The sequence below is a fragment of the Parafrankia discariae genome (assembly GCF_000373365.1).
Classification (GTDB): Bacteria; Actinomycetota; Actinomycetes; order Frankiales; family Frankiaceae; genus Parafrankia; species Parafrankia discariae.
The window spans coordinates 12,462-24,652 of record NZ_KB891102.1 but is presented as its reverse complement, the minus strand read 5'-3'; the positions used below and the strand labels follow the sequence as shown (position 1 = coordinate 24,652).

The following is a 12,191-nucleotide window of genomic DNA, read 5'->3' as shown; positions in this document are numbered from 1 at the left end:
GGTTAATCTGTAAAAAATTCGAATCATGCTGGTCGGCCGCTTTCGCTGCTGGACGGGGCGGGTCTCGGCGGATTCCGAAAAGCACGGGTGCGGTATCTGCCGACGTTCGACGTGTGCGGGAGAAACGTCTCCTGACAGTGGTGAGAAATGAGGAGAGCGATGAGTGCTGCCCCGGTTCTGCGGTCACCCCTCCCGGGGTGGCCGCAGTACGACGACGGCGAGCGCGCAGGTCTGGTCCGTGCGCTGGAGCAGGGTCAGTGGTGGCGGATGGGGGGCGGCGAGGTCGACGCCTTCGAGGACGAGTTCGCCCGGTACCACGGGGCTGAGCACGGTCTCGCCGTCACGAACGGCACGCATGCCCTCGAGCTCGCACTGCAGGTCCTCGGGGTCGGGCCGGGCAGCGAGGTCATCGTCCCGGCCTTCACCTTCATCTCGTCGTCGCAGGCGGCACAGCGTCTCGGTGCCGTCGCCGTACCGGTCGACGTCGATCCGTTCACCTACAACATCGACCCCGCCGCCGCGGCGGCGGCCGTGGGCCCGCGCACCAGGGCGATCATGCCGGTGCACATCGCCGGCGAGGTCGCGGACATGGACGCGCTCGGTAAGCTCTCCGCCGACACCGGTGTCCCCCTCCTGCAGGACGCCGCGCACGCGCACGGCGCGCGGTGGCAGGGACGGCGCGTCGGGGAGCTGGACACGGTCGCCGCCTTCAGTTTCCAGAACGGGAAACTCATGACGGCCGGTGAGGGCGGCGCGGTTCTCTTCCCCGCGGCCGGGCTGCGGGAGGAGGCTTTCCTGCGGCACAGCTGCGGACGTCCCAGGACCGACCGTTTCTACTTCCACCAGACGTCGGGTTCGAACTTCCGGCTCAACGAGTTCTCCGCGGCCGTGCTGCGGGTTCAGCTGGCACGGCTCGACAGCCAGATAGACACCCGCGAGAAGCGCTGGCCGCTGCTGGCGAAACTACTCGCGGAAATCGACGGTGTCGTCCCGCAGGCCCGCGACACGCGTTGCGACCGCAAACCGCACTACATGGCGATGTTCCGGGTTCCCGGGCTGGTGGAACAACAGCGCAACGAGTTCGTCGACCGGCTGGTCGTGGCGGGCCTGCCCGCCTTCGCCGCGTTCCGGGTCATCTACCGTTCCGACGGCTTCTGGGAGACGGGGGCACCGGACGCGTCCGTCGACGACCTCACACGGCGATGCCCGAACGCCGAGGCGGTCGCCGCCGACGGCATCTGGCTGCACCACCGCACGTTGCTCGGCACCGAGGAGCAGATCCGCGACGTCGCCGAGATAGTCGCGTGGGCGGCGGACCAGAGCCGGAGCGGGTGGTGAGCGCCCCGCCGGCGGGCGCGGTGGGTTCGGCGGGGGCGGTCGGTGCGCGACGGGTGCCCGTCCAGTCGCGCGGGACCGTTCCGCAGCCGCAGCCGCAGCCGCAGCCGTCGAGGTCGGGGTCGGGGTCGGGGGCACGCGGGGCCGGGACCGGCGCCGTCCGGGTCGCCGTCGTCGGGCTGGGCTGGGCCGGCAGGTCGATCTGGCTGCCCCGACTGCGTGATCATCCGAGGTTCACGGTCGCCGCGGCGGTCGACCTCGACGTGGACGCCCGCGCGGCGGTCGCCGCGGACGGCGTCGACGCGCCCCTGCTCGCCAGCCCGGATCTGCTCCGCCCCGACGAGATCGACCTGGCGGTCGTCGCCGTCCCGAACCACCTGCACAGTGCGGTCGGCGGGCAACTGCTCGCCGCGGGCCTGCCTGTCTTCCTGGAGAAGCCGGTGTGCCTCAGCGGCGCGCAGGCGGACGAACTGGCCCGGGCCGAGCGGGCGGGCGGGGCGGCGCTGCTCGCCGGCAGCGCGGCGCGCTGCCGGGCCGATGTCCGGGCGCTCTACACCCTCGCGCGGGCCTGCGGGACGATCCGGCACGTCGAGCTGGCCTGGGTGCGTGCCCGAGGCGTACCCGACGCCGGTGGCTGGTTCACCGACACCGCGCGCGCCGGGGGCGGCGCACTGCTCGACCTCGGCTGGCACCTGCTCGACACGGTCGCGCCGCTGGTCGGTACCGCGGCCTTCACCCAGGTCGTGGGCACCGTCTCGGCCGATTTCGTCCGCAGCGGGGTGGGGGGAGCCAGCTGGCGTCATGCCGGTGACCCCGACTCCGGCCGACACGAGGCGGCGCGGCGACGGCGCGGCGACGTCGAGGACACCGCTCGCGGGTTCCTGGTCACCGAGACCGGGGTGTCGGTGTCGTTGCGTGCCAGCTGGGCCTCCCACGAGGCGCTCGACAGCACGGTGATCAGAGTGGAGGGCAGCGCGGGAACCGCCACGCTGAGCTGCACCTTCGGTTTCAGCCCGAACCGGCGGGACGGGTCGGTGCTGACCTACAAGCGGGACGGCGACACCGTCCGGGTGCCGGTGCCGACCGAGCCGGTGGGCGCTGAGTACGCCCGCCAGCTCGACGAGCTGCCGGGTCTGCTCGCCGACCCGGGTACGCGGGGACGCGCCGTCGCGGAGGCGCGGCGCGCCGTCGACGCCGTGGAACGGTTCTACCGTTCGGCCCGCTCGCCGGCGGTGGTGGGCGGCGGCCCGCGGTCAGGAGGGATCTGATGGGGAACGAGATCGCGGCCGTCGATCCCGTCCGGTCCGGACCCGGGCGAAACCCTCTCCTGGATTCCGCCGACCTGGATTCCATGAATACCGTCGTCTTCGATCTCGACGGCGTGGTCGTCGACAGTTTCGCCGTGATGCGGGAGGCATTCCGGATCGCCTACGCCGAGGTCGTCGGCGCCGGCCCGGCGCCTTTCACTGAATACCAGCGGCACCAGGGCAGATACTTTCTCGACATCATGCGGATCATGGGGCTTCCGGCGGCGATGGAGGGGCCGTTCGTCCGGGAGAGCCATCGGCTGCGGGCCGAGGTCCTCGTCTACGACGGTGTGGTCGACCTCCTCGACACCCTGCGCCACCGTGGGTACGGCCTCGCCGTCGCGACGGGGAAGACCGGCTCGCGGGCGCGCGACCTGCTGGCGCATCTCGATCTGCTGCGCCGCTTCCACCACGTGGTCGGCTCCGACGAGGTCGCCCGCCCGAAGCCGGCGCCCGACATCGTGCTGCGGGCGCTGGATCTGCTCGGCGCCCGCCCGGAACGGGCCCTGATGGTCGGGGACGCGGTGACCGACCTGCGCAGTGCCCGCGACGCGGGAGTCCGCTCGGCGGCCGCGCTGTGGGGCACGCCGGACGAGACCGAACTCCTCGGCGCCGGCCCGGACCTCGTGCTGCGGCGGCCGGCCGACCTGCTGGCTGTCCTGCCGGTCCAGCCGGCGGGGGTCGGCTGAGCGTCGGCGTGACGTCGGCCGGCGCCCCGGGCGGCAGGGGGGCGCCGGCCGAAGCCGGGGGCTGGAACAGGGGTGCTCCAGGGGAGGCTTATCCGCATTTCTCGGTCAGACTGGTAAAGGCCGCCAGGCTGCCGCGGTGTCGTTTCTGGAACATCGCCGACGCGCCGGCCGGGCGTCGCACCCGACGGACCAACCCGACGGAGGAATGCGAATGCTGCGCACCGAACTGATCGCACCGCTGTCCCAGCTGTTGCGCGGGAACGCCGAGCGTCTCGGTGACAGGATCGCATTTCGCGATGCCAGCCGTGGCGTCGGCTGGGCGGAACTGGAACGGCGCACGGGCCGGCTGGCGGGCCACCTGGCCGACCTGCGGCTGCAGCCGGGTGACCGGGCGGCGATCGTGCTCGGCAACTGTGTCGAGGCCGTCGAGAGCTATCTCGGCTTCGCCCGGGCGTCCGTGGTGGGCGTGCCGATCAACCCCCGGGTCACCGAGACGGAGCTGGCCTACCTGCTCGACGACTGCGGGGCCCGGCTGGTCGTCACCGACCCGGCGCGGATCGACCTGGTCGCCCGCGTCCTCCGGGATCGGCCCGACCTGTGGGTGGTGGTGACCGGTGGGCACACCCCGCCGCCGACCGCCCCGGCCGGAGCGCTGTCGTTCGCCGGACTGGCGGGCGCGCAGCCCCGCTCGGCGGCCCGCGACGACCTGGGCCTCGACGACATCGCCTGGATGCTGTACACGTCGGGGACGACGGGGCGCCCGAAGGGCGTGCTGTCGACCCAGCGGAGCTGCCTGTGGTCGGTGGCGGCCTGCTACGCCCCGATCCCCGGCCTGACCGGGCAGGACCGTGTCCTGTGGCCGCTTCCGCTGTTCCACAGCCTGTCGCACATCGCCTGCGTGCTCGGCGTGACGGCGGTCGGGGCCAGTGCCCGGCTCCTCGACGGCTTCGCCGCCCAGGAGGTGCTCGCCGCGATCCAGGAGGACGGCTCGACCTTCCTGGCCGGGGTCCCGACGATGTACCACTACCTCGTGCGGGCGGCCCGCGAGAGTGGCTTCACCGCGCCCAGCCTGCGGATGTGCCTCGTCGGGGGGGCGATCACCACTGCGCAGCTGCGCCGTGACTTCGAGGAGACGTTCGGCGCCCCGCTGCTGGACGCCTACGGCAGCACCGAGACCTGCGGATCGATCACCATCAACTGGCCGACCGGCGCGCGGGTGGAGGGTTCCTGCGGTCTGCCCGTCCCCGGCCTGGGGGTGCGCCTCGTCGACCCGGAGACCGGCCAGGACGTGCCCGCCGGAGCCGAGGGCGAGGTGTGGGTACGCGGGCCGAACGTGATGGTCGGCTACCACAACCAGCCCGAGGCCACCGCCGCCGCGCTGCGCGACGGCTGGTACCGGACGGGTGACCTGGCCCGCCGGGACGACGCGGGCTACTTCACCATCACGGGCCGGATCAAGGAGCTCATCATCCGGGGCGGCGAGAACATCCATCCCGGTGAGGTGGAGGAGGTGCTGCGCGAGGTCCCGGGGGTGGCCGACGTGGCGGTCGTCGCCCGCCCGCACGACCTGCTCGGTGAGGTTCCCGTGGCCTTCCTGGTGCCCGGCCCGGAAGGACTCGACCCCGACCGCCTGCTGGCCGTCTGCCGGGAGCGGCTGTCGTACTTCAAGGTGCCCGAGGAGCTCTACGAGATCGACAGCATCCCGCGCACCTCCTCGGGGAAGATCACCCGTCACGTCCTGCTGGAACGTCCGGCGCGGCTGCGTGCCGCCAGCAGCGGTCACCATGACGCGCTGTTCCGGGTCGACTGGGTGCCGCGTCCGTCGGTGACGTCGTCCTCGGTCCGCGGCCGTTCGGACCACGCCGCGGGCGCCGTCCAGGCCGGTGTGCCCGGCGGTCCCGCCCTCCCGGTCCCGCCGGTCGGGTCGTCCGCGCCGGTGGCCGGCGCCGAGCGGCGGTGGGCGATCATCGGCGCGGACGCGTTCGGTTTCGCGCCGGTGCTCACCGAGGCCGGGATCGTGGTCTCCCAGTACCCCAACCTGGACGCCGTGCGCCGCGCCGCCGCCGCCGGCGACGAGATTCCCGACCTCGCCGTGCTGACGTGCGGGTCCGTACTGGGCAAGGCGGGTGTTCTCTCCGACGACGCGGCGCGGGCGGTCACCTGGCTGTCCGGGGAGATCGCCGGCTGGCTCGAGCAGGAGCGCCTGGTGGGCGTGAAGCTGGTCATCGCCACCCGGGGGGCGGTGGCCGTCGGCCCCGATGACGACGTCGAGGACCTGATCCGGGCTCCGTTGTGGGGACTGCTGCGCACCCTGCAGACCGAACACCCGGACCGTTTCGTCCTGTTCGACCTCACAGTGGACGACCCGGCGGGGGCGGCGGCCCTGCCGGCCGTGGTGGAATCGGGCGAGCCGCAGGTCGCCGTGCGGCAGGGCGTCGTCCTGCTGCCCCGGCTCGCCCGGGTCGCCGCCGTCCTGGCCGACCAGGACTCACCGACGGGCGGGAACCTGTTCGGTGACCCGCTGCGGACGGTGGTCGTCACCGGCGCGGACGGCCCGGTCGGGGCCGCGCTGGCCCGCCACCTGGTGGCCGGCTACGGGGTCCGCCGGCTGCTGCTCGTCAGCGATCCCGGTGTCGTGAGTGACGCGGGCGGCGCGGGCCCGCACCACCCGGCCGAGGCGCTGCGGGCCGAGCTGGCGGGTACGGGGGCGACGGTCACCCACGTGTCGTGCGATCTCGCCGACCGCGCGGCGCTCGCGGCGGTGCTGAGCCGTCATGCCCGCTCGGTCTGCGCGGTCTTCCACGCCCCGAGCGTCGCCGGGCCGGTCAGCGGCTTCCAGCACGACGAGCGGCGGCTGGCCGCGACCCTGGCCGGCGCGCTCAACCTGCACGACCTGATCGGTGGGCCGGAGACCCGGGTGTTCGTCCTGTGTTCCTCGGCCGCGGGCCTGCTCGGCGGGAGGGGGCTGGCCGAGCAGGCCGCGGTGAGCGTGTTCCTCGCCGCGCTGGTCCAGCACCGCGCCGCGCGCGGCCTGCCGGCGACCAGCGTCAGCTGGGGGCCGTGGGAGGGCAGCGGGCTGTCCGAACTGCCCGGCACCCGGGCGCTGCGTGCCCGAGTGGGCCTGGCCATGCTCGACGCGGCGCTCGGTGCCGACCAGGGTGTGCTGGCCGTCCTGCGCCCGGACGCCGCAGCGCTCGCCGACGCAGCCCCGCCCGCGCCGCTGCGCGGGCTGATCGACGCCCTGGCCACTCCCCGGCCCCCGGACGACGCCGTCGCGGTGGAACTGCGGACGACGCTGGCCGGCCTGCCCGAGGCCGACGGACTGCGGCTGCTGACGACCCTGGTCCGCACCGAGGTCGCCCGGGTCACCGGCGGGGCCGACGCGGACGCCGTAGCGGCGGGAACCGCGTTCCGTGACCTCGGACTGACCTCGGTGACCACGGTCGAGCTGCGCAACCGGCTGATGGCGAGCACCGGACTGCGGCTGCCCGTCACCGTGGCCTTCGACCATCCCACTCCGCTCGACCTGGCCCGCGAGCTGCGGCGCGGGCTGCTCGGCGAGGTGCCCGCCGCCGGACAGCCGCGGCCCCGGCGCGCCGGGTCGGACGAGCCGGTGGCGATTGTGGGGATGGCGTGTCGGTTGCCGGGTGGGGTGGTGTCGGTGGAGGGGCTGTGGGATGTGGTGGCGGGNCCGGTGCTGTTGGGGTCGGTGAAGTCGAACCTCGGGCACACCCAGGCTGCCGCCGGGGTGGCCGGGATCATCAAGATGGTTCAGGCGCTGGACCGGGGGGTGGTCCCGAGGACGCTGCACGTGGATCGACCGTCGGGTCAGGTGGACTGGTCGGCGGGTGCGGTGTCGCTGGTGACGGAGCCGGTGGCGTGGCCGGAGGTGGGGCGGGCGCGGCGGGCGGGTGTGTCGTCGTTCGGGGTGAGCGGGACGAACGCGCATGTGATCATCGAGCAGGCTCCGGTGGAGCCGGCCGGGGCTGTCGACGCCGCCGGGGGCGACGCCGCCAAGGGTGACGCCGCCGGAGATGTTCCTGTTCCCGTAGTGCTGTCGGCGGCGTCCCCGGCGGCGTTGCGCGGGCAGGCCGAGCGGCTGGCGGAGTTCGTCCGGGCCAGGAGCGACGTCCCGGTGCCGGCGGTCGCCGCGGCGTTGCTGACCCGCGCGCGGCTCGCGCGGCGCGCGGTCGCAGTGGCCGCGGGGCGCGACGAGCTCGTCGCCGGGCTGGACGCGCTGGCCCGTGACCTCCCCGACCCGGCCGTGGTCTCCGGCCCGGCGGGTCCCCGGGGGAGAGGCGTCGTCTTCGTGTTCCCGGGCCAGGGCGCGCAGTGGGTGGGCATGGGGGCCGGGCTGCTGACCGGCTCGTCGGTGTTGTCGTCGGCGTTCCGGGAGACGGTGGAGGAGGTCGCCCGGGCGCTGGCGGAGCACGTGGACTGGTCGCTCGGGGACGTGCTGCGCGGCGAGGGTCCGGACGGTCTGCTGGAAAGAGTGGACGTGGTGCAGCCGGCGTCGTTCGCGGTGGCCCTGGGACTGACGCGGGCCTGGCGTGAACTGGGGGTGACCCCGGCCGCGGTGGTGGGCCACTCGCAGGGAGAGGTGGCGGCGGCGTGTGCGGCGGGAGCGCTGGACACGGCCGACGCGGTGCGGGTGGTGGTGGCCCGCAGCAAGGTGGTGGCCGCGCGGCTGGCCGGCCACGGCGCGATGATGTCGGTCGCCCTGCCGGCGCCGGAAGTGGCCGGCCTGCTGCCGCCGGGGGCCGAGGTGGCCGCGGTCAACGGCCCGGCGACGACCGTGGTCTCGGGCACCCTGGCGGCTCTGGCGGAGCTGGTCGCGACGCTGGAAGCGAAGGGCGTCCGGTCGCGGTCGGTGGCGGTGGACTACGCGTCGCACTCCTCCCAGGTGGACGCCGTGGCCGAGGAGCTGGCCGAGCTGCTCGCGGGAGTGCGGCCGCGGGCCCCCCGGATCCCGTTCTTCTCCACGGTGGAAGGCCGTTGGATCGCGGGAGCCGAGCTGACCGGCGACTACTGGGTCCGCAACCTGCGGCGGACGGTCGGGTTCGCCCAGGCGGTGGGCGCCCTCGCCGGCGAGGGGTTCCGCTCGTTCGTCGAGATCGGTGCCCATCCCGTGCTGGTGCCCGCCATCGGGGAGGTGCTCGAGGAGGCCGGCCTGGGCGACGCGGCCGTGGTGGGATCGCTGCGCCGGGGCGAGGGCGGCCCCGAACGGGTCCTGCGCTCCGCGGCCGAGCTGCACGTGGCCGGCGTCCCCGTCGACTGGGCGCGGGTGCTCTCCTCCGCCGGACCGGAGGCCACCGGCCATCCCGGTGCGGCGGCGGACCTGCCGACGTACGCCTTCCAGCACGAGCGTTACTGGCTCGCGGCGCACACGCGCGGCCCCGGTGACGTGACCGCCGCCGGACTCGACGCGACCGGTCATCCCCTGCTCGGCGCCGCGCTCGACCTGCCCGGCCCGGAGCCGGCGGCGGCCGGGGTCGCGTTCACCGCCCGGCTGTCGGCACGGACTCATCCCTGGCTGGCCGATCACGCGGTGCGCGGCGTGCGGCTGTTGCCGGCCACGGCGTGGATCGAGATCGCGCTGCACGCGGGGGAACGCGTCCGTCACCCCGTTCTCGACGAGCTGTTGATCGAGGCGCCGCTCGCGGTTCCGGCGGAGACCTCGGTCACCCTGAGGGTGATCGTGGACGGGCCTGACACCGACGGCCGGCGCCCGGTGCGGCTGTACGCCCGTCCGGAGCGGACGGCGCCATCCGACGACGACAGCAACGGCAACAGCGCCGGCGGCGACGACAGCGCCGGCGCCGGGTGGACCCGCCACGGCACGGGGCTCCTGTCGGCCGAGGTCACCGAACCCGGACACGGCTACGAGGCGTGGCCCCCGGCGGACGCCCACCCGGTCGACCTCACGGGCTTCTACCCGCGGCTGGCTGACCTGGGCTACGACTACGGCCCGGCGTTCACGGGGCTGCGCGCCGCCTGGACCCGGGGCCGGGAGGTCTTCGCCGAGGTGGAGCTGCCGGCCGCGGAGATCTCCGCCGAGACCTCCGCCGGGTACGGCCTGCACCCGGCGCTGCTGGACGCGGCGCTGCAGGCGACGAACCTCGGTGCGGTACCCGCTGCCGAGGAGGGACACGTCCTGCTGCCCTTCGCCTGGAGCGGCATCCGTCGCTTCTCGTCGGGCGCGACGGCCCTGCGCGTGCATGCCACCCCGCGTGACCTCGCCGGTGCCGTCGGGTCGCACGGGGTGAGCGTCCGGGTGTCCGACCACGGCGGCGCACCCGTCGCCGAGATCGGGTCCCTGGTGCTGCGCGCGACACCGCTGGCGCAGCTCGACCAGCTCGACCGCTCGGCCGGCGACGGCGCGGCGGGCACCGCCGACGCGCTGTTCCGCGTGGACTGGGTCGAGGCACCCGCGGGCACGCCCGGTGCGCCGCCAGGACTGTCGCCGACGACCCCGACGGCGGTCGCCGAGCCGCCGGGGGCGGCTGTCCTCGACGTCACCGGGCGGGCGAGCGTGGATCCGGCGGCCGTCCGTCTCCTGGTCGCCGAGGTCCTGACGGCACTTCAGGAGCGACTCGCCCCCGGGGGCCCGACAGCTCCAGCGGCTCCGGCGGCGATCGACGCGCCGGACGCGGGCGTGGAGGGGCCGCTGGTGATCCTCACCGACGACCCCGTGGGCGAGCCCGCCGCGGCGGCGGTGTGGGGCCTGGTCCGCTCGGTGCAGGCGGAGCATCCGGGCCGGTTCGTCCTGCTCGGCGGTGCGCCGCGAGCCTCCCGGGCGCGGCTGCCCACCGTGCTGGCGGTCGGGGAGCCGCAGGCGGTCCTACGTGACGGGCGAGTGCTGGTGCCCCGCCTGGCCCGGGCCGGGCGGCCACCGGCCGGCACGTCCCCGATCGCCTCGCCGACGGCCGGCACCGCGCTGGTCACGGGGGGCACGGGAACCCTGGGCGCGATCGTCGCGCGGGAGCTGGTCCGTGCGCACGGCGTCCGGCACCTGGTGCTGGTCAGCCGCACCGGCCCGGCCGCGCCGGGCGCCCCCGAACTCGCGGCGGAGCTGCGCGCCGCGGGTGCCACCGTCGAGGTGGTCGCCGCCGACGCGGCGGACCGCGCGGCGGTGCGGGCGCTGCTGGCGGCCATCCCGCCCGCGCACCCACTCACCGCGGTCATCCACATCGCCGGGGTGGTCGACGACGGCGTCGTCACGTCGCTGGACCGGGGGCGGCTCGACACCGTCTTCCGGCCGAAGGCCGACGCCGCCTGGAACCTGCACGAGCTGACCGCGCGGCTCGACCTCGCGGCCTTCGTGCTCTTCTCCTCCGCCTCCGGTGTCTTCGGCGGCGCGGGGCAGGGCAACTACGCCGCGGCGAACGGCTACCTCGACGCCCTCGCCGAGTACCGCGCCGGGCTCGGACTGCCCGCGGTGTCGGTGGCCTGGGGCCTGTGGGAACGGGCGAGCGGCCTCACCGGCAGCCTGACGCCGGCCGACCGCGACCGGATGGCGCGGGGCGGCGTCCGCGGCCTGTCCGACGCCGAGGGCGCCGCGCTCTTCGGGACGGCGCTGCGCACAGCGGACGCCGCGCTGGTCGCCGCGGCGCTCGACCTCCCGGCGCTGCGCCGGCGCGCGGCGGCCGGCGACCTGCCACCGCTGCTGCGCGGGCTGATCCCGGCGGCCGGCCCGGCCACCGGCCCGACGGCCCAGGGAGGCCCCGGTGGCAACGGCGACGGCGGTGGCGGCGCCGGCGCCGATGCCGGCCAGCCGGGGCGGGCGTTGGTTCGACGACTCGCCGGCCAGGCAGAGCCGGAGCGCCGGCGGGTACTGCTGGACGTCGTCCGCGCCCACACCGCGACGGTCCTCGCGCACCGGTCGGGGGACGCGGTGGGGGTCGGCCAGACGTTCCAGGAGCTCGGTTTCGACTCGTTGACCGGGGTGGAGCTGCGTAACCGGCTCGCCACGGCGGTGGGCGTGCGGCTGGCCGCGACGATGGTCTTCGACCATCCCACCCCTGCCCTGCTCGCCGAGCACCTGCTCGGCCTGCTCGACCTGGACGGCCCGGACGGCCCGGCGCCGGGGAGTTCCCCGGTACTCGATCAGCTCACCCGCCTGGAGCGGGTCCTGGCCGGTGTCGCGGACGCCCGGATCGCCGTTCCCGACGAGGTGGCCGCCCGGCTGCGCGCGCTCGTGGCGTCCCTGGGTCCCCGGCACGACGACGGCGTCGGTCTCGACCTGACCGCCGCGACGGACGACGAGATGTTCGAGCTGCTTGACCGCGGGCTCGGTTCCTGACCCCGTCCACCATTCCCGATCGGCCCCGATACCCGGAGCAAGCCCTTCCACCCGAGGGAGGAGTCCTCATGTCCGACGGAACAGCGAGCGACGACCGGCTGCGCGAATACCTGCGCCGTGCCCTTTCCGAACTGCAGCAGAGCCGGCGCCAGGTACTCGACCTGGAGAACGCCCGGCGGGAGCCGGTGGCGATTGTGGGGATGGCGTGTCGGTTGCCGGGTGGGGTGGTGTCGGTGGAGGGGCTGTGGGATGTGGTGGCGGGTGGGGTGGATGTGGTGGGGGGTTTTCCGTCGGATCGCGGGTGGGATCTGGTGGGGTTGGCGGGGGAGGGTGGGGGTTCGTCGGTGGCGGGTGCGGGTGGTTTTCTGGGGGATGTGGCGGGGTTTGACGCGGGGTTGTTCGGGGTTTCGCCGCGGGAGGCGTTGGCGATGGATCCGCAGCAGCGTCTTCTTCTGGAGGTTTCGTGGGAGGTGTTGGAGCGGGCCGGGATTGATCCTGGTTCGTTGCGGGGGGAGCCGGTGGGTGTCTTCACCGGCCTGATGNNNCANGACTACNCNC

4 protein-coding genes and 3 pseudogenes (1 of these 7 only partly in view) are annotated in these 12,191 nt (G+C 74.8%); all 7 read left to right on the top strand.

Going from position 1 to position 12,191, the window contains the following annotated elements; translation table 11 throughout:
- Positions 1–159 precede the first annotated feature (159 nt).
- The gene (locus B056_RS0100055; RefSeq protein ID WP_035749696.1) at positions 160–1,338 is read left to right on the top strand and encodes a DegT/DnrJ/EryC1/StrS family aminotransferase; all 1,179 of its coding nucleotides are present in this window, start codon (positions 160–162) and stop codon (positions 1,336–1,338) included.
- Entirely contained in the window at positions 1,335–2,603 is a 1,269-nt protein-coding gene (locus B056_RS0100050) for a Gfo/Idh/MocA family protein (RefSeq protein WP_230202743.1), read from the top strand. The genes B056_RS0100055 and B056_RS0100050 overlap by 4 nt, the downstream gene beginning before the upstream one ends.
- A gap of 83 nt (positions 2,604–2,686) precedes the next feature.
- Positions 2,687–3,331, top strand: a complete 645-nt coding sequence (locus B056_RS0100045; RefSeq protein WP_035749764.1) for an HAD-IA family hydrolase — start codon at positions 2,687–2,689, stop codon at positions 3,329–3,331.
- 205 nt (positions 3,332–3,536) lie between these two features.
- Positions 3,537–6,857, top strand: a pseudogene (locus tag B056_RS46350) (AMP-binding protein); the annotation flags it as partial.
- Between the two features lie 165 nt (positions 6,858–7,022).
- Positions 7,023–10,784, top strand: a pseudogene (locus tag B056_RS46345) (SDR family NAD(P)-dependent oxidoreductase); the annotation flags it as partial.
- A 60-nt stretch (positions 10,785–10,844) separates the two neighbouring features.
- Positions 10,845–11,633 carry a phosphopantetheine-binding protein gene (locus B056_RS46340; protein ID WP_456095359.1) on the top strand — a complete coding sequence of 263 codons (789 nt, stop codon included), beginning with the start codon at positions 10,845–10,847 and terminating at the stop codon, positions 11,631–11,633.
- 68 nt (positions 11,634–11,701) lie between these two features.
- A pseudogene (locus B056_RS34590) lies at positions 11,702–12,191 on the top strand (beta-ketoacyl synthase N-terminal-like domain-containing protein) (its annotated part continues 316 nt past the right edge of the window); the annotation flags it as partial.